The sequence below is a fragment of the Amphritea japonica ATCC BAA-1530 genome (assembly GCF_016592435.1).
Classification (GTDB): Bacteria; Pseudomonadota; Gammaproteobacteria; order Pseudomonadales; family Balneatricaceae; genus Amphritea; species Amphritea japonica.
In genome coordinates this window covers 2,139,624-2,162,577 of the sequence record NZ_AP014545.1, presented here as the reverse complement: position 1 = coordinate 2,162,577, position 22,954 = coordinate 2,139,624, and the positions used below count along the sequence as shown (strand labels likewise).

Sequence of the window (22,954 nt, the reverse complement as noted above, 5' to 3'; positions counted from 1 at the left end):
TTTGTAAATTGTTAAATTGTTATTACAGGTACTTGAATGAATCAGCCAGCCACAGAGCAGCCCAGTGTTATCTATTTAAAGGATTATGAAGCCCCCGCTTTTTTGGTAGAGCAAACCGATCTGCGCTTTGAGTTAGAAGAGGAGCAAACGCTGGTTCGTTCACAGGTTCGTTATAGTCGCAATCCTGGCTGTGTAAGCCGGCAGCGGCCGTTGGTGCTTGATGGCCACGAAAGTCTCGAGCTGCAACGGTTGAGCATTGATGGTGAAGTGCTGAGTGCTCAGGACTATCGTCGCGAAGGTGAGCAGCTTGTTATCCCTGATTTGCCGGATAGCTTTACGCTGGAGTGTGTCACTCGTATCGAACCACAGAATAATACCGCTCTCGAAGGGTTGTATAAATCTGATGGAATGTTTTGCACTCAGTGCGAAGCGGAAGGCTTCAGACGAATCACTTTTTATCAGGACCGGCCCGATGTGATGGGGCTGTTTGAAACCACAATTGTAGCCGATAAACAGCGTTATCCAGTGCTTCTATCCAACGGAAACCTGGTTGATGGGGGAGATGAAGAGGGTGGAAAGCATTGGGTTCGCTGGCAAGATCCCTTTCCCAAGCCTGCATACTTGTTTGCACTGGTGGGGGGGGATCTTGAGTATGTGGAAGATCGTTACACGACCTGCAGCGGAAGGCAGATAGCGCTTAAAATATTTGCTGAAGCAAAAGATCTGGATAAGCTGGAATACGCCATGACCTCACTAAAGCAGTCGATGCAGTGGGATGAGCAGGTGTATGGTCGCGAGTATGATCTGGATATCTTTATGATTGTTGCCGTCGATTTTTTCAATATGGGGGCGATGGAAAATAAAGGCCTGAATATTTTTAATACCTCTTGTGTGCTGGCTCATCCGAAAACAACAGTAGATACCGGATTTCAACGGGTCGAGGGTGTTGTTGCCCATGAGTATTTTCATAACTGGTCGGGTAACCGGGTTACCTGTCGAGACTGGTTTCAGCTAAGTCTGAAAGAGGGTTTTACGGTCTTCCGTGATGCAGAGTTTTCTGCAGATATGAACTCCCGTACGGTCAAGCGTATAGAGGATGTCACTCTTTTACGTACCGCGCAGTTTGCTGAAGATGCAGGCCCTATGGCGCACCCGGTACGTCCTGCGTCATTTATTGAAATTTCAAACTTTTATACGCTGACTGTTTATGAGAAAGGATGTGAAGTGGTGCGGATGCTACGCACGCTGTTAGGGGCAGAGACTTTCCGTAAAGGGTCTGATCTCTATTTTGATCGCCATGATGGTCAGGCGGTCACAACTGATGATTTTGTTCAGGCAATGGCAGATGCCAGCGGTCGTGATATGAGCCGTTTTAAGCTTTGGTATAGTCAGTCGGGTACGCCGCAGCTTTCTATCTCCGGTGAATATGACGCCGAACATCAGCGCTACACTTTACATATGCACCAGAGTTGCCCTGCCTCTGCCGATATGGCAACGAAACAACCTTTTTTGATACCGGTGGCTGTTGGGTTGCTTGACCCTCAGGGTGGTGAGATTCCGCTAAATGATGGGGCTACGACAGAAGTGCTTGAGTTGATAGCGGCTGAACAGAGTTTTGTGTTTGAAAATATACCGGTAGAGCCGATTCCGTCACTACTGAGAGACTTTTCTGCACCAGTGAAATTGCAGTTCCCTTATAGCAGCGAGCAGTTAGTGTTTTTGATGCAACATGACAGTGATGGGTTTAATCGCTGGGATGCAGCGCAGCAGTTAGCTGTTGGTATTATGTCTGGTTTGATTGGCGATTATCAGCAGGGCCGGGAATTGAGGCTTGAGCCAGCTTTGATTCGAGCATATGAGCAGGTTTTGAGTAATCAGGGTCTGGATAAGGCGATGGTAGCTAAGGTGCTGACACTGCCAACAGAGGCTTATCTGAGTGAGTTAGCCGAGGAGATAGATGTTGATGCTATCTACAGTGTTCGTCGTTTTGTCAGAGAGACGATTGCTGCAGCCCTCGCACCTGTTTTTCTACAGGTATATCACGATAATAACCTGGTTGAAGAGTATAGTCCGGACGCCGCTTCGGTTGCTCGTAGAAGCTTGAAAAACCTGGCGCTGGCTTATCTGATGGCGACCGGGAAAGAAGACTATTTAATGTTGGCGCAGCAGCAGTTTGACGAAGCAGATAATATGACAGACAGTCAGGCAGCGCTCACTTTGATTGTTCATTCAGAGCATCGTCAGGCCGCTTCTGTTGTGCTGGAAAGCTTTTATCAACGCTGGCAGAATGAATCGTTGGTGGTTAATCAGTGGCTTGGGGTGCAGGCGAGCGACCCTACAGCAGGAGCGTTGATGCGGGTGCAGGCGTTATTAGAGCATCCGGCATATGATTCAACCAATCCGAATAAGATTCGCGCATTAATTGCTGTTTTTTGCGCACAGAATATACTGAATTTCCATAATTCTGATGGCAGTGGCTATCGTTTTCTTGCTGATCAGATTATTGTATTAAATACGCAAAACCCTCAGATTGCGTCACGCTTACTTACGCCACTGACTCGCTGGAGAAAATATCCTGCTGAGCGCAGTGCTTTAATGAAAGCGGAGCTGGAGAGAATTAGTGTCAGCGGCAATCTGTCCCGTGATGTTTTTGAAGTATTGAGTAAAAGTCTGGCAGGCTGAAACCTGCGATTTAAAGGATATTAAAAATGCCAAGAACGATTTCCGAACAGGATAAATTTGAACTGCAACAAAATTTCCGTCGCTATCTGAAATATCAGGATCAATATGATAGCGCGTTTAGTACGCTAAAGCAGTCTCGGGCCAGTAGGGTCTGGCTGGCGGGACTCGCTACATTGTTAATCAGTTTTGGGTCCGAATTCTTTCTCGGTGCTTCAGCCGCGCTATTTGGCGTTTATTTTTATCGAATAGCGACAGCCTGGTATAGCAGTTTTCAGGTTGATGAAGGGCGGGAAGAAGTACTTCGCTGGTTTTCCTCTAAGGGATTGAAGTTTGAGGGCCGGATTCTTTACTTTCGGGATGACCAGAAGCTGGAAAACCCCGTTGATCCTTTTTCAGACGAGGTTTACGCTTAAGGACGCTTCAGTCTAACCTGTTTCTGTGGGGGCTTAAGCTGTCTGTGCTCAGAGGAATAGACGTAGGCACAAAGTATCCATGCCGGGAGTTAGCCCGATGTCCGTACAACGAGAGTACAGAGGTATCAGTCAGCGGGCTAAAAGTCTGCTGGCTAAACCGGAAGGTATTGATGTTGATTTCAAGCGTGAGATTAACGGTATCAAAAGCCGCGACCTGGTTTCCTTTGCTAATTCGTTGTACGGCGGAGCTATTCTGGTCGGGGTTGACGAATATACCAGTAAAGATGGTTTGCAGCGTGGTCGTGTGGTCGGCTGTGATGTCGATGATAGTTCCCGCCTCAGCCTGATTAATAAAGCAACCGACTGTTACCCCATTGTTGATATCGAACTGATTGTTGAAAATATCAGCCGTAAACCTTTTTTTCGTATTGAAATTTCCCCTGGTGCTAAACGACCCTATTGTACTCAGAGAGGGGAGTACGCAATGCGTGCGGATGCTCGCTCACGGGCGCTCTATCCTGAAGAATTGTTGGCGATGTTTATGGACCGCGAAGGTGAGCTTTTTGTTAGCCGTTTTCGTGAGGCGGTGGCCCAGCTTGAGCACCGCCTGGGGGTAATGGATCATGCCTTTGGCTCAGGTATGGTGCAGCTCGTGTCGCACCTGGATGAGCTTGATGGTCAGGTGCGCAGGACGTTGAACCGGGTCGATCAGATGACGGACAGCGCTAAGAAACGCTCTCGAAATATGCTTCAGGCGTTAAAAGATTCGCAGGATAGTATTGCGGGTCTTGAGTCTTTGTTACTGGCGCAGAATGGACACCCTGCAGGAAGGATAGAGATGCTGCGTGATATCCGTAGCCGCCTTGATCTTTTGACAGAGAACCTAACGCCAGAGCATGTTGATCAAGATTTATCAGATCCTAAAGTAGATGACAGGAATGATTAAACATATTCGGGACGCGAAGTTCTGGGTTTTCGATCTGGATGGTACTCTGACCCTGCCGGTTCATGATTTTGAGTATATTCGTTCAGAGCTGGGATTGCCTTCAGGTTGCGATATTCTGGCGACCATTGAAGCGCAGCCAGCTCCTGAACAGTTACTCCTGAATCATCAGCTTGACCGGTTGGAATACTTCTACGCGGATAAAGTTGTACCGGCAGAAGGGCTTAGCGAGCTGTTGGGCACGTTGGTGCAAGCTGGATGTCACTTAGGAATTTTGACCCGAAATAAGCGGGAAGTTGCGCTACACTGCCTTGAGGTAATGGGTGTTGATCATCTTTTTCATCGTGATGCGGTATTAGGGCGTGACGAAGCGTTGGCAAAACCAGATCCGGAAGGTATCCATATATTGCTGGCTCTGTGGCAGGCCAACCCGACTGAGGCTGTTATGGTGGGTGATTTTCGTTACGATCTTGAAGTGGGGCGGGCTGCAGGACTGGCGACGATCCATGTGGATTCGCGTCAGGAAAGAGGCTGGCCAGAATTAACCGACCTTAAAGTAAGTTCACTGGTTAAGTTAGACCAACTGCTACATTTCTGAATAGAGAGTTTTTGATTCCGGTCAAGATCACCGAGAAAAGCTGAGGTATAGTATCTGTTCTCACAGGAGGGTGTTATGACTGTATTAAAAGAGTTACATCAGGATCATGTAAACCTGAATAAGTTACTTGCAGTGTTGGGTTATAAGTTGGATAAGCTCAAGCAGGGAGAGATGCCTAACTTTGTGTTGCTGAGTGATGCCGTCGATTATATCAGTAACTACGCAGATGCGTACCATCATCCCCTTGAGGATCAGATGTATGATTACTTCAAAAATTCAGGTTGTCCGGAGCTGAATGAAGCGATTGTTCAATGTGGCGATGAACATAAACTGTTGAAGCAGTGTAGTGAAGAGCTTATTGAAGCGGTTGACTGCATCCTGAATGATGCGGTTGTACCGATGGATCAATTTACAGCGAAACTGGAACATTTTCTTGATCGTCAGGTAGAACATCTTAATTTGGAAGAGGGAACGCTGTTTCCGCTTCTGGATGACATCGCTGATGATGAGCAATGGAAGGTGCTATCCAAGCAGTTACCAAAAATGGATGATCCTCTATTTGGCGAGCAACAGAAGCAGCGTTATATCGATCTTTATTCTGAGTTATTACGGGATATGCAATAAACTCACCTGTCGTTGAGGCTGGTGCTCAAACTGTGAAATAGTTCCGGCTTCATGTCAGGCAGGGAGCGGTATTCGATACGATTTCTGCCCTTGTCTTTCGCCTGATATACCGCTTCATCAGCTGCTTTTAGCAGTGTATGAGCCTGGGCGTCCAGATCATCAAAGGCAAAGCTCTCCGCTGTACAACTGGTTACGCCGATAGAGGCGCTGATTCTGAAAGGTTTGCATTCATTATCATGAATCACCATATGAAGAATTTTCTGGCGCAGTTGATTGCCAATTTCCATGGCTTTTTCAGAATCACAATTGGGCAGTAATATCGCAAATTCTTCACCACCATAGCGGGCGATGAAGTCGGTTTTACGGAGATTTTTCTTCAGCAATGTACCGACGGCTTGCAATACTTTATCGCCAATCTGGTGGCCAAAGTTATCGTTGACCAGTTTAAAAAAATCCAGATCGATAAACAGACAGCTCAGCGCTGTTTTATGGCGACTGGCCCGGGAAAGCTCTTTAATGATTTCCTGGTCAAAGGCGCGCCGGTTATTCACTTTGGTTAGCATATCGATAATGCTGAGACGTTTAAGGTTCTGTTGGTTAATACAGTTTTCGATACAGACTGAAATCACCGATGCCAGATGGCCAATATAATCATAATCAAAGTGTTCACTATAGCGGGTCGGATCGTTACTACCGAGATGGAGGCTGCCGATCAGGCAGTTATGGCGAACAAGTGGTAGCAGAGCGCTGCTTAATACTGATGGAGTACTTGGGAAGGCAATGCTTTTCAATGGGGCGCTGAGTTCACCAATTCTAAGTTTGGGAGTGGGGAACAGGCTTTTAAGCAGGCGTTGATTGTTGACGAAGCGAAGTGAGTGGCCGGGTTCCGGTGGCGTGTAATCATCCAATAGAGTGCGGGCGGCGCTTTCCGGGTCAAGTAATATCAGATTAACAGCTGTTAGCCTGAAGTACGCCCGGAACTCAATTAGAATGAGATCGAGCAGTTCATCTAAACTGCTACAACTGAGTAATCGAATTTCCATTTCAAAGAATGAACGAAGAATAGCCTCATTCCGTTCGACCTTACTGGTCAACAGATGAAGCGATCTGCGCATCTCTTTGTTTTCTTTTTCGATTGATCCCATACAAAGCCCGTTTTGCTCTGTGTTATGAAAGGGTTATCGGCCACGGGGATCAACTATAGAGGAAAAAAAGCCTGAGTAAGAGCAGAAAGTCTGGCTTATTTGAAGAAAAGCGACGTTGTTTGACCGAGGTGCTTGTTTTACGGGGCATCTGGTAAAAAAGCCCGCTACTCAAAGTGAGTAGCGGGCTTATGATTGATGATTGTTAAATCTATTTCAGGCAGCCTGACCGGAGCTTTCGGGATGGGTGCTGATGAAGTGCTTCAATACTTTGCGAAGAACCTCTTCGTGCGCCTTATCGCCTTTGCGCTGCGCAGCGGCAATGTCATCAATAATGATCTTTTTTACTTTAGCTTCGCCTTGATGGGTACACAGATAGTTGCCTATCGCCATGGCGATGATAGGGTCTGTGTGTTCATGTTCTGCGATCGCCTCAACCTCATCCTGGGTGAGGTCGCTCAAGTGAAGGCACTCTTCATAAGTAAGCATTGTATTGTCCCCTTATTATTCTAATGCGGTTTTCTAGCTATGCTTTTTTAAAAGGCTCATAAGAAATTATGTACGGCCGCCTGCTACTTACAATAGTAGGACGGAGGCTAACTTTTCTCTAACTATTTTGAGGGGTTTCTTATATAACTTTCTTCTTATAAATAAGTAAATGATATATCTGGTAGTTATAAAAGCGAATGCTGCCCTAAGCGCAATTCTGCATGACTGGCTGTTATCCCGGGTAAAGACATTTTCTCTGTATTATTATGCTGAAATACTGCTAAATTAGCTTATTCTAAATTAGCTTTGCTGGTGGTGCTTGCCCGCCGGTGATCGGCTAGATTTATCACTTAGTTCGCGGTTGTGTTAATCGTAGAGTAATAGGAAAAGTACAGATGAAAACTCGAGCAGATGGAGCTGTTGCCAAGCCCGTACGGAAGCGACTTTGGCTATTAGTCATTATGATCGCCTGGGTGGCGGGGTTTCTGTTTTCCCAAATGTTTACCGCCTCGCAAGGGTTGGCGGTGACATTTCATAACAGTAGTGAAGTGATGATTGACTCGATTCAGCTTGATTTTGGTAGTTCAGATACTCAGTCGCGTATTCAGGCATTTCGTATAGCCGCAGGTGAGGAGCGGCTGTTGCGTTTGAATCATGAGGCTGGCATGGGCTTTAATGTGCTGGTCAAGTACCGAAATGGTATAAAACAAGAGTTTTGTGCTCTGCGGAGTGATGAGCAGTCTGAGCCAGTTATTCATCTGCGGCCCTGATGAGAATCTATTTTTTCTTAAAAGGTAATCGCTGTCTGAGGTGTTCCATGTCCTGCCGGAGCAGGTGCTCTTCTTCCTCGGTAAAGCGTTGTATTGCGCTCTGAAAGCCTGGGTGAGTAACCCAGTGCGCTGACCAGGTTTCGATGGGCTCAAAGCCTCGCTGGATTTTGTGTTCGCCCTGTGCCCCCGGGTCAAATCGTTGCAATTGGTGGCGGATACAATATTCAATCCCCTGGTAGTAACATGTTTCGAAATGGAGAGAGTCGTATTCGGCCTGTGCTCCCCAGTAGCGACCGTATAAGGTCGAGCTTCCCTGCAAAAACATCGCTGCTGCAACGGGCTCTGTGGAACTAAGATTAAGATCAAAGGCAAAGCAAATATGCAGTTTATCGGCTAGTGAATTACGCAGTAGTTTGAAAAAGTGCCGATTCAAATACCCCTGGCGGCCCCGCTTTAAATACGTAATTTGATAGAACTGATAAAACTGATCTAAAAGCTCATCTGTCAATTCCGTGCCACTGATAAATCGGTGTTGGATATTCTGTTCAATGATTTTACTACGCTCTTTGCGCAGATTCTTTCGTTTACGGGAGCTGAAAGTATCGAGAAAGTCATCAAAACAGCTGAAGTTATGATTAAACCAATGATACTGAGTGCCCAGTCGATAGCTAAGTTCGCTGAACGATTTCTGTTCCAATAACGCACCATCAAGAAACAGTCCGTGCCAGCCTGACGCGTTGTATTGCGATGCCAGTTGTTGAATTGCAGCGAGACTTTCCTGAATGAGTGATTGTCGATCAGCCTGACTCAGGTGATCGGCAAAAATTTGTCTTGGTCCATAGCAGGGAGTGAAGGGGATCGCCGTGACTAATTTTGGATAATACGCGATGTTATTGCGCTGATACGCTTCAGCCCAGCTCCAGTCGAACACATACTCTCCGTAGGAATGGCTTTTAAGGTATAAAGGCATAACCGCCAGCGTTTGATCGCCCTCTGTAATCTGAAGGTGGCAGGGTTGCCAACCTGTTTCAGCTGTTACGCAGCCGGATTGTTCGAGGCAATGAAGGAATTCATAGCTGATGAAAGGATAATCAGCGGTGCAGAGACTGTTCCATTGTTGCTCTCCAATGGCGTCGATAGCGCTGTGAAAATTGAATTGCGGCATTTTGTCCTATACTGTTCAGAGCCTGTTCTTATTATCTAACTGCCCGATAATAAAGCTAAAATTACAATGTAAATGTATCTACTGGTGGTGCAAACTTGGAGGGTGATATCCAAGATAGCATGTTTGCCGGTGTATTTACGCCAGGAGAATAAAAATGGATGAACTGGAATTAGAATTTGAGTTGAACGCGCGTCTGGAACAGGATTGTATTACGCTGGGCGATTTTCCGCTGTCTCGCTTATTACTTCTGAATGATGCTAATTTTCCCTGGTTTATTCTGGTTCCCCGAAGGGCTGAAGTCAGTGAGGTCTACCATCTCTCTTCGGCCGATCAGGCGCAACTATTACATGAATCATCATTTCTGGCGGAAAACCTTCACGATGTCTTTGATGCGGACAAAATGAATATAGCGGCGATAGGTAATATGGTAAAGCAGCTGCATCTCCACCACATTGTTCGTTATGAGAGCGACAAGGTCTGGCCAGCGCCTGTATGGGGTGCGCTGCCTGCTGTTCCCTACACTGATGAACAGGTTCACGAAATACATCATAAATTACAGATGATGATGCCTCAGGAGGTTAATTTCGTGGCTAGTGATCTGCTTGGCTGATTTCTCTTCTAAAATGGCCTAATTGCCCCTGTCAGCGGGCAATATTTCAGGTATAATTCGCGCTTTTCTTCGCAGAGTGTTTCTGCGTGATTGTCAGCGTATTGCGCTGTGTGATTGTATTGATGTGTTGTTCAAACAACATTGTTTTCAGAGGTCGTGTTGCTGATTATGCCTATCTTTGATTTTGAATGCCGTCAATGTGGTAATGAATTTGAAAAACTGGTGCTGAAAACGACTGCGCCAGTACCGGAATGCTCTGCATGTCAGTCAGCAGACGTTGTAAAAAAAGTATCCGCTCCTGGTTTTAGACTAACCGGAAGTGGCTGGTATGAAACCGATTTTAAAACCGGAAAGAAAAAGAACCTGGCGAATGGTCAGGGTGAATCCGGAAACTGATTTTTAATTTGTCTGAATGTAAGTTGATTCAGCGTGCTAAGTAACAGGAACATTTAACTATGCGCAGTCATTATTGCGGCGATCTTAGAAAAGAACATATCGGCGAAGATATTACACTGACCGGCTGGATCCACCGTCGTCGGGATCATGGAGGGGTAATTTTCCTTGATCTTCGTGATCGTGAAGGTCTGACTCAGGTGGTGTTTGATCCTGATCGTGAAGAGAGCTTTGCACTGGCAGATAGCTGCCGTAATGAGTTTGTGGTTGAGATTAAAGGTACCGTCCGTAACCGCCCTGAAGGCACCGTTAATTCCGAGATGCCGACCGGTGAGATCGAAGTGCTGGGTAAAGAGATGGTTATTCTGAACAAATCAGAAACCCCTCCGTTTCAGTTGGATGAGCATCAGCAGGTAGGCGAAGATGTTCGTCTGCGTAACCGCTTTATCGATCTTCGTCGTCCTGAAATGCAGGAAAAGCTACGGTTTCGTTCTAAAGTCAGTAACTCTATCCGTAACTTTCTGGATGATAATGGCTTCCTGGATATTGAAACCCCGATTCTGAACCGTGCAACCCCCGAAGGCGCGCGTGACTATCTGGTACCAAGCCGGGTGCATGAAGGTCATTTCTTTGCGTTGCCACAGTCGCCACAGTTGTTTAAGCAGCTGCTGATGGTTGCGGGTTTTGATCGTTACTACCAGATTGCTAAGTGTTTCCGCGATGAAGACCTACGTGCTGATCGTCAGCCAGAATTCACGCAGATCGATATTGAAACTTCTTTCATGAATGAAGAAGAGATTATGGGCATCACTGAAAAGATGATCCGTAAGCTGTTCCTTGAATTGAAAGGTGTAGAGCTGGGAGAATTCCCACGCATGCCATATTCCGAGGCGATGTTGCGTTTTGGTTCTGATAAGCCAGATCTGCGCTTCCCAATGGAGTTGGTGGATGTTGCTGATCTGATGGCCGAGATTGAGTTTAAGGTATTTGCCGGCCCTGCAAACGACCCTAAAGGTCGTGTGGCTGCTTTGAAAGTACCGGGTGGCGCTAAGCTAACGCGTAAGATCATTGATGAATACACCAAGTTTGTTGGTATCTATGGTGCTAAGGGTCTTGCCTGGATCAAAGTGAATGAGCTTGAGAAAGGTGCAGAAGGTCTGCAGTCTCCTATCGTGAAGTTCCTTGGCGAAGAGGTAGCAATGGCTATCATGACGCGTTTGGGTGCTGAAAACGGCGATATAATTTTCTTTGGTGCTGATAAAGAAAAGGTTGTCTCTGAAGCGCTGGGGGCTCTGCGTATAAAGGTAGGTGAAGACCTTGAGATGTCAGAAGCTGAGTGGGCTCCTCTATGGGTTGTTGATTTCCCAATGTTTGAAGAGACTGATAAAGGTGGTCTGACCGCGTTGCATCATCCATTCACGGCGCCAAGCTGTAGTCCTGAAGCGCTTAAGGAAAGCCCGCTGAACGCGCTTTCCCGTGCTTACGATATGGTCTTGAACGGTTGTGAGTTGGGTGGTGGTTCTATCCGAATTCATGATCAGCAGATGCAATCAACAGTGTTGGAGATCCTGGGCATCGATGCTGAGGAAGCGGATGATAAATTTGGCTTCCTGTTGGATGCGCTTAAATACGGTGCTCCACCGCACGGTGGTCTGGCATTCGGCCTTGATCGTCTGATTATGCTAATGACAGGTTCTGATTCTATCCGTGAAGTAATAGCTTTCCCTAAAACTCAGAGTGCTTCCTGTCCGTTGACGGAAGCGCCGGGTGAAGTGAGTGCGGCCCAGTTACGTGAATTGAACATTAAGCTGCGCAAAACGCCTTAATAAGTTTCGGAGTTATTTTTAAAGCCGTGCTCTGCACGGCTTTTTTTATGCCCGGATCTGGGGTATTGTACTCTGTATAAATAAACAGTGTTTTGAGTTGATAAGCGGTTATGTTGATTTTAGGTATAGATCCGGGTTCACGAATAACCGGTTACGGTATTATCAATTCAGTTGGGTCTAAAAATGAATATGTGGCCAGTGGCTGTATCCGTATTAAGGGTGATGCATTACCTGAAAGGTTGCAGCAGGTTTATGCCGGGGTGACGGAGGTTATTGAGCAGTATTGTCCTCAGGAGATGGCCATTGAACAGGTGTTTATGGCCCGCAACGCTGATTCCGCACTTAAATTGGGGCAGGCTCGTGGCGTGGCAATTGTTGCCGGAGTCAATCAAGGGTTAGAGGTAGCGGAGTATTCGGCCCGAAGAGTTAAGCAGGCGGTGGTGGGCAAAGGGTCTGCCGAGAAATCTCAGGTACAGCACATGGTGACCTCCATTTTAAAGTTGCCAGGGGTGCCGCAAGAGGATGCGGCTGATGCGTTGGCCATTGCTCTTTGCCATGCTCATACCCGCAGTAGTCTCATTATGATGGCGGGTGCTAAAAGCAGCCGCGGAGGGCGGTTGCGTTGAATGAGTACATTGCCACTGAACAACTAATCTATCTGTTTGATATGGCGGGAGTAGCTGTCTTTGCGATAACGGGCGCGCTGGCTGCCCGGGGGAAAAAGCTCGATATCCTGGGGGTTGTGGTGCTGGGGATAGTCACAGCACTGGGAGGCGGTACCATCCGTGATATCTCTCTGAATGATCATCCGCTTATCTGGGTTGAGGATACTGCCTATCTATGGACAGCGATTATATCGTCTGTCAGCGCTTTTATCCTGTGTCGCTATCTCGCCTACCCGCGCAGGTTGATGTTGCTTTTGGATGCTCTGGGGATGGCTTTGTTTGCGGTGTTAGGTGCGCAGAAAGCGATAGCGCTGGGAATGCCTCCGGTTATCGCAGTGATGATGGCGATGATTACCGGTTGCGCTGGAGGGATGATTCGCGACATTTTAACTGGGCAGATTCCGTTGATTTTGCAACGAAATGGTGAGCTCTATGCAACCTGTGCAATGCTGGGTGCCATCGTATACATAGCCTTTAGTGGCCTGGTTGATGGCGGGTTGCTGATGTTGGTCTCTATTATGGTTGCTCTGGTTGTACGGCTGGCATCGATGTATACCGGGCTTGAGTTGCCAGAATTTGTTATGAAAGGGCACAAGCTTGAGCCCAAAGATAAAGTTAATCGGGAGAGATAGTAACCGTGATAGGACGACTCAAAGGTGAATTGTTAGAGAAGCATCCGCCGCAACTCGTTTTGGATGTGAACGGTGTGGGGTATGAAGTTGATGCTTCAATGAATACCTTTTATCAGTTGCCTGAAGTGGGCAAACAGATCACCTTATATACTCACTTGGTGGTAAGAGAGGATGCTCAGTTGCTGTACGGTTTTTATGACCGCTCTGAGCGTTCGTTGTTTCGTACTTTGATTAAAGTGAATGGTGTCGGGCCTAAGCTGGCTCTCACTATTTTGTCGGGTATCAGTGTGAATGAATTTGTTCAGTCGGTGGAGCATCAGGATACGGTTGCATTGGTGCGTTTACCGGGTGTTGGCAAAAAGACGGCTGAGCGACTGATAGTAGAGATGAAAGATAAACTTAAGGACTTTCATTTCACGGATGCCGATGAGTTTACTTTGACGGGTGATCTGGGTGAAGGGCCTCAGGCATCATTAACTGATCATAGGGCTGAAGCGGAAAGTGCGTTGGTTGCATTAGGGTACAAGCCGGTTCAGGCGACTAAAGCGATCTCTCAGGCGGAGAAGGTTAAGCCGGGGGCCAGCTGTGAGGAATTGATTCGGGCGGCACTGAAAAGTATGGTGCAGGGTTAATAACAGAGTTTAACGAGTAGAGTAGTGACTATGATCGAAGCTGATCGCTTTGTTTCTCCGGTAAGTGCGCCCCAGGAAGAGGTGCAGGATCGAGCTATCCGACCCAAAACGTTGCAGGATTACGTGGGTCAGCCGGTGGTGCGCGAGCAGATGGATATTTTTATCGGCGCGGCCAAAAAGCGAAAAGAGGCACTGGATCATACTCTGATTTTCGGTCCTCCGGGGTTGGGTAAAACGACGCTTGCCAATATTATCGCCAATGAGATGGAGTGTGATATTAAAACCACATCGGGGCCGGTATTGGAAAAAGCGGGTGATCTGGCTGCGATGTTAACCAATCTCGAGCCCGGTGATGTTCTTTTTATTGATGAGATTCATCGATTAAGTGCGTCGGTGGAAGAGGTGCTTTATCCGGCGATGGAAGATTATCAGCTTGATATTATGATAGGTGATGGGCCCGCGGCGCGCTCTATTAAGCTGGAATTGCCTCCCTTTACGCTTGTTGGGGCTACGACACGAGCAGGTTTGTTAACATCTCCTTTGCGGGACAGATTTGGAATTGTGCAGCGTTTAGAATTTTATAACATCGATGACCTTACCTCGATAGTTGAGCGTTCTGCGCGGCTTTCAGGTAGCGGTGTTGATCATGAAGGGGCTATCGAAATTGCCCGTCGTTCACGGGGAACTCCGCGAATAGCTAATCGCTTACTGCGGCGATCCAGAGATTACGCCGAGGTTAAAGGGGATGGCAAGATCACCCTTGAAATGGCGGACTTAGCGCTGAATATGCTCAACGTCGATGAGCATGGATTTGATCATATGGATCGTCGGTTATTGTTGGCTATGATTGAGAAGTTTGGCGGAGGGCCGGTCGGAGTCGACAGTCTGGCAGCGGCTATCAGTGAGGAGAGGGACACCATTGAAGACGTGCTTGAACCTTACCTGATACAACAGGGCTTTATGATGCGGACGCCTCGTGGCCGCGTTGTGACTGATAATGCGTATCGTCATTTCGGCCTTGAATTGCCTGACCGGGATCAATAGAAAGGGGATCTGCCTTCCAGAACTGATTTATATCAAAGCACAAACTGGTTTCAGGGTTTAACTTTTAAGTTGTAAGCATAAAACAATAATGTTTAAAGCGTTAGAGGTGAAAACCATGAACCCTTGTTGCCTGAGTGATTCGCAACTAAGTACCCTGAAGCGCGAAGTACAGTTTCTGGAAGAGCAGTTACAAGCGGACCTGAAAAATGAGAAGTGTGATAAGACGGCTGAATTAAGCCTGGTTGCATCCAGTGAAGTTCTGGATCGTGCTGAAGCGGTCAATGTTATGGCGGGGCAGCAGACCGTATCGTCTCACATTAAGCAGCTTGAAGAAGAGATTCTTGAGTGTAAAAGTGCGCTTCATAGAATTGAAGATGGTCGTTACGGGGGTTGTGAGAACTGCGGCGAGGAAATTGAACTGAACCGTTTGATGGCGAACCCTGTGGCTGTGTTGTGTGTCGGATGTCAGTCCCGCTATGAGTTATACCGCGCTGGTGGAAAAGCTGCCTCTTTTTGATCAGGCCCTCAATGTTATATTAACCGCCAGTCTGGCGGTTTTTTTATTTTCCTTTCCCGTTTTGAATTGAACTTAAATGGTTGTAAGCCATCCAACCGACGGGTGCCTGCCTGGGTTTTGTCTATGTTGAAGCCCTAATGGCAAAGAATCACTATTAATACAGTTTTATGTTAGAAAAAATACAGATTTTGAACGCTGATCTCGCTACTATCAGAGCCTGTTTGTCAGCTTTCTACAGAAGGGGTTAAAACGTGCCGGATAAAATGTCGATCTGGAGCTTAGTGGTTAATGCCAGTTTAGTTGTTCAATTGGTTATGGTGATATTACTACTGGCTTCAGTGATTTCCTGGGTAATGATTTTTCAGCGTCATTTTATATTACGACAGGCGCAGCGTAAGTTACGATCATTTGAAGACCGGTTTTGGTCTGGTGTCGATCTGAGTCAACTATTCAGGGAAGTAAATGCAGACCCTGATAGTGAGAACGGCGCTGAGAATATCTTTCGTGCAGGTTTAAAAGAGTTTAGCCGTCTGAGTCAGCAATCCGGTGCTGACCGGGATGCAATTATGGAAGGTGCTCAGCGAAGTATGCGAGTGGCACTGGCACGTGAAGAGGAAAAGCTGGAACAACACTTACCCTTTTTGGCAACGGTGGGCTCAACCAGCCCTTATATCGGTTTGTTTGGTACCGTTTGGGGAATTATGAATTCTTTTCGCGGTTTGGCTAATGTTCATCAGGCAACACTGGCATCTGTTGCGCCGGGTATATCTGAAGCATTGATTGCCACGGCTATCGGCCTTTTTGCCGCGATTCCTGCGGTTATTGCTTATAATCGATTCTCTGCTAAAACTGAAACGCTGATGAACAGTTACGAGACCTTTGCAGATGAATTTTCCAGCGTGTTACACCGTCGTGTGCACACATCCAGCTGATCTGTAACGGGCTGATATTATGATTCGCAGAGCTAAAACGAAACGTAAGCTCAATGCCGATATCAATGTTGTACCCTACATTGATGTGATGATGGTGTTGCTGGTTATTTTTATGATTACCGCGCCGATGTTAACCCAGGGCGTTGACGTTGAGTTGCCTAAAGCAAGTTCAGATCCGGTTGATACCCAGGACAGTGAGCCGGTTATTGTGACTGTTGATAAGGACGGGCAGTATTTTATCGATGTAGGAGGAGATCCGCTTGCACCGGTTTCTGGTGAAGTTGTAGAGGAACGGATTAGCAAGATTCTCAGTAGTAACCCGAAGAAGCTTTTATTGGTTCGAGGAGATAGAGGAGTTGATTACGATCATGTGATACAGCTGATGACCCTGCTTCAACAAGCCGGCGCAGAAAGTGTCGGGTTGGTTACAGAGTAGAGTGTTGTGAATTTACGTAGTTATCTCCTACCGGCTTTCCTTGCGCTGATTCTTCATTCGGTCATTCTGAGTGCGCTATTTTATAGTTGGTTTGGCTATGCTGAGGATCATCGGCAGCTGACTCCTCGTCATGTTAAAGCGCAAATGGTCGACCTTAAAACGCAAATAAAAGCTTCGCAGCAGGCAAAGCAGGCGGAAGCGCGTAAGAAGGCAGACGCGAAGAAAAAAGCGGATGCTAAGAAAAAGGCAGATGCGAAGAAAAAGGCAGATGCGAAGAAAAAAGCAGATGCGAAGAAAAAAGCGGATGCGAAGAAAAAAGCGGATGCGAAGAAAAAAGCAGATGCTAAGAAAAAAGCAGATGCGAAGAAAAAAGCAGATGCGAAGAAAAAAGCAGATGCGAAGAAAAAAGCAGATGCGAAGAAGAAAGCAGATGCGAAGAAGAAAGCTGACGCAAAGAAACAAGAAGCGCTTGAAAATGAGCAGGCGCGTAAAGAAGTAGAAGAGAAGCTTGCAGAGCAGCAGCGCCGGGAGAGGGAAGAGCAGGCGAAAGCACAGCGAGAGGCTGAGTTGGATGCTGCAATGGCTCAAGAAGAGCGGGAAATGCAGGCGGAGCAGGAACAGCAAAGTGTCGCAGGTTATCGTGACTATATTGCTTACGAGATAGAACAAAACTGGAGACGTCCTCCAAGTGCCCGTAACGGCATGAAAGTTTCGTTAGCACTGCATCTCTTGCCGACCGGGGAAGTTGATAATGTTTACGTGGTTAAAGGCAGCGGCAATAATCATTTCGATGAAAGTGCAATTCGTGCAGTAAAGCGTGTTGGACGTTTTTCAAAGTTACAGGAAATGGACCCGGTTCTGTTTGACCGATACTACCGAAAGTTTAATTTAGAATTTATTCCGTCAGATCTACGCAGGTGATCAGTGATGCAACGTAGTTTTATGTTTATCTTTTTATGTTTCTTTAGCCTGCTGGTACGGGCCGAACTCACCATAGAAATTACTCAGGGTGTGGATGAGCCAACGCCGGTTGCTGTTGTTCCTTTTGCGTGGAGTGGAGTTCAGGCGCTGCCGGAGGATGTAGCTCAGGTGATCAGTGATGATCTGTACCGCAGCGGTATGTTTAAGCTGATGCCGCGGGACAATATGCTGAGTTTTCCATCTGATAGAAGCTCCCTGTATTTTCGTGATTGGCGAATCAGTGGTAGTGACTTCATCGTTATCGGCCGGGTGAGTGAGGCCGACGGACAGCTAAGTGTTGCTTTTGAATTGTATGACATCCTCAAAGAGGAACGTATTCTAGGGGAGGTTGTTAAGGCTAATAGAACGAACCTTAGAGCAGTTGGTCATTATATCAGTGATAAGGTGTTTGAGGCGCTTACTGGCGTGCGGGGAGCTTTCTCTACACGAATTGTTTATGTAACCGCTGAACAACCGCGGCCTAAAACCTATCGTTATCGTCTGATGCTTGCCGATGCCGATGGTCACAATCCTCGTACGATTCTGGAATCGAAAGAGCCTATTATGTCTCCTGCCTGGTCGCAGGATGGTAGTAAATTGGCGTATGTATCGTTTGAGTCAGGCCGGCCAGCAGTCTATATTCAATATTTAGCGACGGGTAAGCGTGAGAAAGTACAGTCATTCCGGGGGCTTAATGGCGCACCGGCCTGGTCACCTGATGGGAAAAAACTGGCGTTAGTGCTATCAAAGGATGGAAACCCCGAAGTTTATATTCTTGATCTTCAACAGCGACGCCTTAATCGTGTAACCCATCACTTTGGTATCGATACCGAACCTTCCTGGTCACCGGATGGTCAGTCGTTGATCTTTACTTCAGACCGTGGCGGGCAACCGCAGATCTATTCAATATATCTGCCTACCCGTGACGTTACCCGTTTGACCTTTGAAGGCCAGTATAATGCTCGGGGACGGCTGACTCAGGACGGTCGCTTTCTGGCTATGGTGCATCAGAATAATGGTTCATTTCATATCGCAGTTCAGGATCTTCGAAGTGGGCGGCTGGATCTGCTGACTGAAACCTTTATGGATGAGTCTCCAACGATTGCACCCAACGGTAGTATTATTCTGTATGCAACCCAGGAAGGTGTGCGTGGCGTGTTGTCAGCGGTGTCGCTTGATGGACGGGTTAAATTCCGTTTGCCCTCTACTAAGGGGGATGTTCGTGAACCTGCCTGGTCGCCATTCCAATAATGGAAAAATGGGTAAATCTTTGAGTAGTGACTGCCTTGAGGGACAAGGTGACTGCTCAAAGGTACAAAGTTAAATCAAATAGTTAGAAATGTACTTCGATTGTCGCACGGCTCTTGCAATCAGGCCGAGCAAGCTTTACTTTAAGCAGGATTAAGGTTCTGTTTGTATTAAATTGGATAAACATATTAGGAGTTTTCGATGCGTGCTATGAATATTGGCAAGGCCACTGCTTTGGCCCTGACAGTCGTTTGGGCTGCAGGTTGTAGTACTACAAATACTTCAGATACAGGTAGCATGGGCGGCGACTCTGCGGCAACTACTACTGAAGCGACTTCAGGTTCTTCTATGTCTGGTACCTCTATGGAAGACATTAAGAATCTGGCGACAGTCTTCTACTTTGACTTTGATACGTCTCAGGTGAAGTCAGAAGCGGTTGTGGCTCTGCGTGGACATGCGAAGTATCTGGTTGCTAACCCTTCTGCAAGTGTTGTTCTGGAAGGTCACGCTGATGAGCGTGGAACCCGTGAGTACAATATCGCTCTGGGCGAACGTCGTGCACAGGCAGTTGCCCGCGTACTGACTGTCAATGGTGTTTCCAGCAGCCAGATTGAACTGGTTAGCTTTGGTGAAGAAAAACCAGCGATAATGGGCCATAACGATAGTTCATGGGCTCAGAATCGTCGTGTAGAACTTAAATACTAAGCGCCCTTTGGTAAATAGTGTTTATGCGAAAAATATCTAGTCTTGCAGCGGTACTGGTGCTTTCAAGCGCCAGTGCTTATGCAGCTGATCCCGTCCCTGTTATTGAATTGCAGATAGAGGATAGCTCAGCTAATCGCTCGTCTATCAATAACCCCTCCGGTCCGCTTCAGGGCAGTGGCAATGATATAATGCTATTGCAGCAGCTTCAGGATGAGGTGCGGGTGCTTCGTGGTATGGTTGAACAGCAACAATATCAGATTAGACAGATGGAACAGCAGCAGCGGGACCGGTATCGTGATCTTGATCGACGGATAGCCGCTGGACAAAATCAGCCAGCGAATGGCTCTGCATCCTCTTTATCTCAGCCCATATCGGGTGGTTCGGTGACTGGTAGTGCGTCAGCAGGTTCGTCTGCGCCTTTACCCGCCGCTGATAGTACTCCGACTGATGCGCAGGCCTACCAGCAGGCGTTTTCACTCGTAAGACAGAAAAACTTTCCTGCGGCTTTAGCTGAATTTGATAAGTTTATAGAACTTTATCCAGACAGTGTTCGTCTCCCGAATGCATATTATTGGGTGGGTGAGGTTAACCTTGCCGAGCAGAAACTTGAGCCAGCAAAAGTGGCTTTTGAGCAGGTTCAGCAAATGTTTCCTCAACATCGCAAAGCTGCCGATGCTTCCTATAAGTTAGGCGTGATCTACCATCAAATGGGAGATCAGACGAAAGCTGATGCAATGTTTAAAGACACTATCACCCGTTATCCTGAGAGTTCGGCAGCCAATCTGGCGCGTGACTATTTAAAACGATAACAACTGAATAATCCTTAAGGTTTTACACATGAGTACTCCCACCGACAATGCTGTCGTATTGTTATCTGGCGGTCTTGATTCAGCGACTGCGCTGGCGATGGCTTCCGAACGCGGTTTTAATTGCTATGTGCTGAGCTTTGACTATGGTCAGCGTTCACAGACAGAGCTTACAGCAGCGAAGAAAATTGCTGCGGATCTAAAGGTAAAAGAACATCGCATTGTACGTCTGAATCTGGAAGACTTTGGCGGCTCTGCGCTGACAGATAGCAGTATCGATGTACCTGATCATGAGGAAGAAGGGATTCCGGTGACTTATGTGCCTGCCCGGAATACTGTATTTATGTCCCTGGCGTTGGCATGGGCTGAAGTACTGCATGCTCAATATATCGTCATCGGTGTCAACGCCGTTGATTATTCGGGCTACCCGGATTGTCGCCCTGAATATATTGCGGCATTTGAGCATATGGCCAACTTAGCGACCAAGACTGGTGTTGAAGGCGAGCGACTGAGTATTGAAACGCCGTTGATCGATCTGACTAAGGCTGAGATTATTCGGGAAGGAACTCGTTTGGGAGTGAATTACGGCCTGACAGTTTCCTGTTATCAGGCAGATGATGAGGGCAGGGCGTGTGGCGTGTGCGATAGTTGCAGACTGAGGGCAAAAGGCTTCGAAGATGCAGGCGTAGCTGACCCAACGCCTTATATGCCAGGGGTGTAAATTAAGACTATTTCATCTGTTTAAGAGAGAGGAGCTGATTAATAGCTCCTTTTTTGCTGCTGCTTGATCCTCTTTGCATTGATTTAACATTTCCAGTGACGCGGTGATGGTATAAAATCTATCCGTTTCAAGCCCGTTACTGTTTCATTACCCAATTAAGAATATTTATTGATGTTGAATAAAGAAGAGTTGTCAGATCGTATTCTGGTTCAGGAGTATTTTGCTAGAGAACACCTTCCTGGTGAGCTGAATACATTGCAGCAGGATGAATACAAGAACCGTATCAAGCAACTTTTGAAAGAGAAAGATGCCTGTCTGGTCGCACACTATTATACCGACCAGGTTCTTCAGGAACTGGCTGATGAGACGGGCGGTTGTGTCTCTGACTCTCTTGAGATGGCCCGCTTTGGTAATACTCATCCAGCTAAAACGCTGATTGTTGCTGGCGTGAAATTTATGGGTGAAACGGCCAAAATACTGAATCCTGAAAAGCGGGTTCTTATGCCGACGCTGGAAGCGAACTGCTCACTGGATATCGGTTGTCCGGCAGAAGAGTTTACTGCGTTTTGTGATGCGCATCCTGATCATGAAGTAGTGGTTTATGCCAATACCTCTGCTGCGGTTAAAGCCAGAGCAGATTGGGTAGTGACATCAGGTATAGCGCTGAAAGTTGTTGAGCACTTAGCTGATCAGGGTAAAAAGATTATCTGGGCCCCGGACAAACACTTGGGTGCCTATGTACAGAAGCAGACTGGCATCGAGATGCTTATGTGGGATGCTGCTTGTATCGTGCATGATGAATTTAAAGCACAACGCCTGCTGGATCTTAAAAAAGTGTATCCCGATGCAGCTGTGCTAGTGCATCCGGAATCACCTGATCCCGTTGTCGAATTGGCGGATATGGTGGGTTCAACAACGCAAATTATCAACGCTGCACGCGATCTGCCTAATAAGCAGTTTATTGTCGCTACAGACCGGGCCATATTTTATAAAATGCGTCAGGCGGCGCCCGATAAAGAGTTTATTGAGGCTCCTACCGGTGGTTCTGGGGCAACTTGCAGAAGTTGTGCTCACTGCCCCTGGATGGCAATGAATGGTCTTGAGAATGTGCTTCAGGCACTGGAAGAGGGTGCAGACGAGATTCTTGTTGATGAGTCGTTGATCGATGATGCTCGCCGGCCGCTTCAGCGGATGCTGGATTTCTCTGCTAACAACGGTTAAATAGTACTGATAACTATGCCAAATAAAAAAGCCTGCAGTCAGCAGGCTTTTTTGTTTTTTGAAGAGGGTTGGTTATGCGTCGCGCTTATCAACCATGTAGATACCGTAGCCGGTAGCTACCAGCTTTTCTCCAACGTGTACATCGGTACGCATCTTAACCCGACGACGCTTCTCATCAATTTCTTCAATAGTGCCGGTCGCTTTGGCGGTATCACCAATGTAGACAGGAGCTTTGAATTTAATTGACTGCTCAATATAGATGGCACCTGGCCCTGGCAGACGAGTGCCTGCGACTGTAGAGATCAGAGCTGCTGAAAACATACCGTGAACAATGCGGTTCTTGAAAGGCGTGGTGGCTGCATATTCGCTGTTGATATGAATAGGGTTGTTGTCCCCGGAGATGCCAGCAAACATATAGACATCGGATTCAGATATTGTTTTGGCATATGAGGCGCTCATGCCTACTTCTAAGTCTTCCAGGTAGTAACCGTGCAGTTCATCCATTTTTAATTCCTCTTTTTTCAGGGTGTTGCAATCAGCCTAACGGTTGTAAACGCGGGGCTCAAATATGACAGAAGTAGAGATCGAAGAGCTCACATAACACAGGTGACGATCTGTAACGATTTACTCTGTTAATAGCCAGTAAGTAAAACAGGTTTTTGTTGCAGTGCGAAGTATTAATTTTTAGTTTCACTAATGCAATCCCCAGAGCAGGTTATTAAAGTCTTATTAGTCAGGAAAAGTCTAAGCAAGCTTTCTGAATCAGGGGGTATTTATCCA

General features: G+C 47.0%; 26 protein-coding genes. 22 read left to right on the top strand and 4 right to left on the bottom strand.

Annotated features, from left to right (window positions below; genetic code table 11):
- Positions 1–36: 36 nt before the first annotated feature.
- The 5 genes from pepN (at position 37) to AMJAP_RS10035 (ending at position 5,260) form a co-directional block, all read left to right on the top strand.
- Positions 37–2,682 (top strand): aminopeptidase N, encoded by a 2,646-nt coding sequence (pepN, locus tag AMJAP_RS10055; protein WP_019622150.1) that lies wholly within the window; start codon positions 37–39, stop codon positions 2,680–2,682.
- A 26-nt stretch (positions 2,683–2,708) separates the two neighbouring features.
- On the top strand, positions 2,709–3,095 hold the full coding sequence (locus AMJAP_RS10050) for a hypothetical protein (RefSeq protein WP_019622151.1): 387 nt from the start codon (positions 2,709–2,711) through the stop codon (positions 3,093–3,095).
- A gap of 97 nt (positions 3,096–3,192) precedes the next feature.
- The gene (locus AMJAP_RS10045) at positions 3,193–4,041 is read left to right on the top strand and encodes an AlbA family DNA-binding domain-containing protein (RefSeq protein ID WP_236588717.1); all 849 of its coding nucleotides are present in this window, start codon (positions 3,193–3,195) and stop codon (positions 4,039–4,041) included.
- Positions 4,034–4,636: an HAD family hydrolase gene (locus AMJAP_RS10040; protein ID WP_019622153.1), complete on the top strand. Its 603-nt coding sequence runs from the start codon at positions 4,034–4,036 to the stop codon at positions 4,634–4,636. The genes AMJAP_RS10045 and AMJAP_RS10040 overlap by 8 nt, the downstream gene beginning before the upstream one ends.
- A gap of 75 nt (positions 4,637–4,711) precedes the next feature.
- On the top strand, positions 4,712–5,260 hold the full coding sequence (locus AMJAP_RS10035; RefSeq protein WP_019622154.1) for a hemerythrin domain-containing protein: 549 nt from the start codon (positions 4,712–4,714) through the stop codon (positions 5,258–5,260).
- Positions 5,261–5,262: 2 nt separating this feature from the next.
- On the opposite strand, the gene AMJAP_RS10030 is transcribed toward AMJAP_RS10035, so the two are convergent.
- Together AMJAP_RS10030 and AMJAP_RS10025 are read right to left on the bottom strand one after the other, a co-directional pair.
- Entirely contained in the window at positions 5,263–6,405 is a 1,143-nt protein-coding gene (locus AMJAP_RS10030; RefSeq protein WP_019622155.1) for a DUF484 family protein, read from the bottom strand.
- 213 nt (positions 6,406–6,618) lie between these two features.
- Positions 6,619–6,891, bottom strand: coding sequence for a hypothetical protein (locus tag AMJAP_RS10025; RefSeq protein ID WP_019622156.1), 273 nt, complete (start codon positions 6,889–6,891; stop codon positions 6,619–6,621).
- A gap of 395 nt (positions 6,892–7,286) precedes the next feature.
- On the opposite strand from AMJAP_RS10025, the gene AMJAP_RS10020 reads away from it, so the two are divergent.
- A complete protein-coding gene (locus AMJAP_RS10020; RefSeq protein ID WP_019622157.1) occupies positions 7,287–7,661 on the top strand; it encodes a hypothetical protein in 375 nt (124 codons plus the stop codon).
- A gap of 7 nt (positions 7,662–7,668) precedes the next feature.
- Here the strand turns inward: AMJAP_RS10020 and AMJAP_RS10015 are convergent, their stop codons facing one another.
- Complete coding sequence (locus AMJAP_RS10015) at positions 7,669–8,826, bottom strand: GNAT family N-acetyltransferase (RefSeq protein ID WP_019622158.1); 1,158 nt, start codon at positions 8,824–8,826, stop codon at positions 7,669–7,671.
- Between the two features lie 154 nt (positions 8,827–8,980).
- Here AMJAP_RS10015 and AMJAP_RS10010 point away from each other — a divergent pair, with 154 nt between their 5' ends.
- The 16 genes from AMJAP_RS10010 (at position 8,981) to nadA (ending at position 22,174) form a co-directional block, all read left to right on the top strand.
- Positions 8,981–9,436: an HIT domain-containing protein gene (locus tag AMJAP_RS10010; RefSeq protein ID WP_019622159.1), complete on the top strand. Its 456-nt coding sequence runs from the start codon at positions 8,981–8,983 to the stop codon at positions 9,434–9,436.
- A 168-nt stretch (positions 9,437–9,604) separates the two neighbouring features.
- On the top strand, positions 9,605–9,832 hold the full coding sequence (locus AMJAP_RS10005) for an FmdB family zinc ribbon protein (protein WP_040404626.1): 228 nt from the start codon (positions 9,605–9,607) through the stop codon (positions 9,830–9,832).
- 59 nt (positions 9,833–9,891) lie between these two features.
- A complete protein-coding gene (gene aspS, locus AMJAP_RS10000) occupies positions 9,892–11,655 on the top strand; it encodes an aspartate--tRNA ligase (protein WP_019622161.1) in 1,764 nt (587 codons plus the stop codon).
- Between the two features lie 110 nt (positions 11,656–11,765).
- On the top strand, positions 11,766–12,281 hold the full coding sequence (gene ruvC, locus AMJAP_RS09995; RefSeq protein ID WP_019622162.1) for a crossover junction endodeoxyribonuclease RuvC: 516 nt from the start codon (positions 11,766–11,768) through the stop codon (positions 12,279–12,281).
- The gene (locus tag AMJAP_RS09990; protein WP_019622163.1) at positions 12,278–12,952 is read left to right on the top strand and encodes a trimeric intracellular cation channel family protein; all 675 of its coding nucleotides are present in this window, start codon (positions 12,278–12,280) and stop codon (positions 12,950–12,952) included. The genes ruvC and AMJAP_RS09990 overlap by 4 nt, the downstream gene beginning before the upstream one ends.
- A gap of 5 nt (positions 12,953–12,957) precedes the next feature.
- Positions 12,958–13,584: a Holliday junction branch migration protein RuvA gene (ruvA, locus tag AMJAP_RS09985; protein WP_019622164.1), complete on the top strand. Its 627-nt coding sequence runs from the start codon at positions 12,958–12,960 to the stop codon at positions 13,582–13,584.
- A 30-nt stretch (positions 13,585–13,614) separates the two neighbouring features.
- Positions 13,615–14,628 (top strand): Holliday junction branch migration DNA helicase RuvB, encoded by a 1,014-nt coding sequence (gene ruvB, locus AMJAP_RS09980; RefSeq protein ID WP_019622165.1) that lies wholly within the window; start codon positions 13,615–13,617, stop codon positions 14,626–14,628.
- 88 nt (positions 14,629–14,716) lie between these two features.
- A complete protein-coding gene (locus AMJAP_RS09975) occupies positions 14,717–15,145 on the top strand; it encodes a TraR/DksA family transcriptional regulator (protein WP_019622166.1) in 429 nt (142 codons plus the stop codon).
- A gap of 251 nt (positions 15,146–15,396) precedes the next feature.
- A complete protein-coding gene (gene tolQ / locus AMJAP_RS09970) occupies positions 15,397–16,077 on the top strand; it encodes a protein TolQ (protein WP_026340159.1) in 681 nt (226 codons plus the stop codon).
- A gap of 19 nt (positions 16,078–16,096) precedes the next feature.
- The gene (gene tolR, locus AMJAP_RS09965; protein WP_019622168.1) at positions 16,097–16,513 is read left to right on the top strand and encodes a protein TolR; all 417 of its coding nucleotides are present in this window, start codon (positions 16,097–16,099) and stop codon (positions 16,511–16,513) included.
- A 6-nt stretch (positions 16,514–16,519) separates the two neighbouring features.
- The gene (gene tolA / locus AMJAP_RS09960; protein ID WP_019622169.1) at positions 16,520–17,434 is read left to right on the top strand and encodes a cell envelope integrity protein TolA; all 915 of its coding nucleotides are present in this window, start codon (positions 16,520–16,522) and stop codon (positions 17,432–17,434) included.
- A 6-nt stretch (positions 17,435–17,440) separates the two neighbouring features.
- A complete protein-coding gene (gene tolB / locus AMJAP_RS09955; RefSeq protein WP_019622170.1) occupies positions 17,441–18,724 on the top strand; it encodes a Tol-Pal system beta propeller repeat protein TolB in 1,284 nt (427 codons plus the stop codon).
- 198 nt (positions 18,725–18,922) lie between these two features.
- Positions 18,923–19,426, top strand: coding sequence for a peptidoglycan-associated lipoprotein Pal (gene pal / locus AMJAP_RS09950; protein ID WP_019622171.1), 504 nt, complete (start codon positions 18,923–18,925; stop codon positions 19,424–19,426).
- Between the two features lie 23 nt (positions 19,427–19,449).
- Positions 19,450–20,235 carry a tol-pal system protein YbgF gene (gene ybgF, locus AMJAP_RS09945; RefSeq protein WP_019622172.1) on the top strand — a complete coding sequence of 262 codons (786 nt, stop codon included), beginning with the start codon at positions 19,450–19,452 and terminating at the stop codon, positions 20,233–20,235.
- Between the two features lie 28 nt (positions 20,236–20,263).
- Complete coding sequence (gene queC / locus AMJAP_RS09940; RefSeq protein ID WP_019622173.1) at positions 20,264–20,953, top strand: 7-cyano-7-deazaguanine synthase QueC; 690 nt, start codon at positions 20,264–20,266, stop codon at positions 20,951–20,953.
- A gap of 171 nt (positions 20,954–21,124) precedes the next feature.
- Positions 21,125–22,174 (top strand): quinolinate synthase NadA, encoded by a 1,050-nt coding sequence (gene nadA, locus AMJAP_RS09935; protein WP_019622174.1) that lies wholly within the window; start codon positions 21,125–21,127, stop codon positions 22,172–22,174.
- 72 nt (positions 22,175–22,246) lie between these two features.
- Here the strand turns inward: nadA and AMJAP_RS09930 are convergent, their stop codons facing one another.
- Positions 22,247–22,678 (bottom strand): MaoC family dehydratase, encoded by a 432-nt coding sequence (locus AMJAP_RS09930; protein WP_019622175.1) that lies wholly within the window; start codon positions 22,676–22,678, stop codon positions 22,247–22,249.
- Positions 22,679–22,954 lie beyond the last annotated feature (276 nt).

Bases quoted from the DNA above. Each gene is read 5' to 3' on its own strand.
- AMJAP_RS10010 (WP_019622159.1), top strand. From the start codon at position 8,981: ATGGATGAACTGGAATTAGAATTTGAGTTGAACGCGCGTCTGGAACAG.
- AMJAP_RS10030 (WP_019622155.1), bottom strand. From the start codon at position 6,405: ATGGGATCAATCGAAAAAGAAAACAAAGAGATGCGCAGATCGCTTCAT.
- AMJAP_RS09975 (WP_019622166.1), top strand. From the start codon at position 14,717: ATGTTTAAAGCGTTAGAGGTGAAAACCATGAACCCTTGTTGCCTGAGT.
- AMJAP_RS10005 (WP_040404626.1), top strand. From the start codon at position 9,605: ATGCCTATCTTTGATTTTGAATGCCGTCAATGTGGTAATGAATTTGAA.
- tolR (WP_019622168.1), top strand. From the start codon at position 16,097: ATGATTCGCAGAGCTAAAACGAAACGTAAGCTCAATGCCGATATCAAT.
- tolB (WP_019622170.1), top strand. From the start codon at position 17,441: ATGCAACGTAGTTTTATGTTTATCTTTTTATGTTTCTTTAGCCTGCTG.
- AMJAP_RS09930 (WP_019622175.1), bottom strand. From the start codon at position 22,678: ATGGATGAACTGCACGGTTACTACCTGGAAGACTTAGAAGTAGGCATG.
- AMJAP_RS10050 (WP_019622151.1), top strand. From the start codon at position 2,709: ATGCCAAGAACGATTTCCGAACAGGATAAATTTGAACTGCAACAAAAT.
- ruvB (WP_019622165.1), top strand. From the start codon at position 13,615: ATGATCGAAGCTGATCGCTTTGTTTCTCCGGTAAGTGCGCCCCAGGAA.
- AMJAP_RS10045 (WP_236588717.1), top strand. From the start codon at position 3,193: ATGTCCGTACAACGAGAGTACAGAGGTATCAGTCAGCGGGCTAAAAGT.
- pal (WP_019622171.1), top strand. From the start codon at position 18,923: ATGCGTGCTATGAATATTGGCAAGGCCACTGCTTTGGCCCTGACAGTC.
- AMJAP_RS10035 (WP_019622154.1), top strand. From the start codon at position 4,712: ATGACTGTATTAAAAGAGTTACATCAGGATCATGTAAACCTGAATAAG.
- aspS (WP_019622161.1), top strand. From the start codon at position 9,892: ATGCGCAGTCATTATTGCGGCGATCTTAGAAAAGAACATATCGGCGAA.
- AMJAP_RS10020 (WP_019622157.1), top strand. From the start codon at position 7,287: ATGAAAACTCGAGCAGATGGAGCTGTTGCCAAGCCCGTACGGAAGCGA.
- nadA (WP_019622174.1), top strand. From the start codon at position 21,125: ATGTTGAATAAAGAAGAGTTGTCAGATCGTATTCTGGTTCAGGAGTAT.
- ruvC (WP_019622162.1), top strand. From the start codon at position 11,766: ATGTTGATTTTAGGTATAGATCCGGGTTCACGAATAACCGGTTACGGT.
- ybgF (WP_019622172.1), top strand. From the start codon at position 19,450: ATGCGAAAAATATCTAGTCTTGCAGCGGTACTGGTGCTTTCAAGCGCC.
- AMJAP_RS10015 (WP_019622158.1), bottom strand. From the start codon at position 8,826: ATGCCGCAATTCAATTTTCACAGCGCTATCGACGCCATTGGAGAGCAA.
- pepN (WP_019622150.1), top strand. From the start codon at position 37: ATGAATCAGCCAGCCACAGAGCAGCCCAGTGTTATCTATTTAAAGGAT.
- queC (WP_019622173.1), top strand. From the start codon at position 20,264: ATGAGTACTCCCACCGACAATGCTGTCGTATTGTTATCTGGCGGTCTT.
- AMJAP_RS10040 (WP_019622153.1), top strand. From the start codon at position 4,034: ATGATTAAACATATTCGGGACGCGAAGTTCTGGGTTTTCGATCTGGAT.
- AMJAP_RS10025 (WP_019622156.1), bottom strand. From the start codon at position 6,891: ATGCTTACTTATGAAGAGTGCCTTCACTTGAGCGACCTCACCCAGGAT.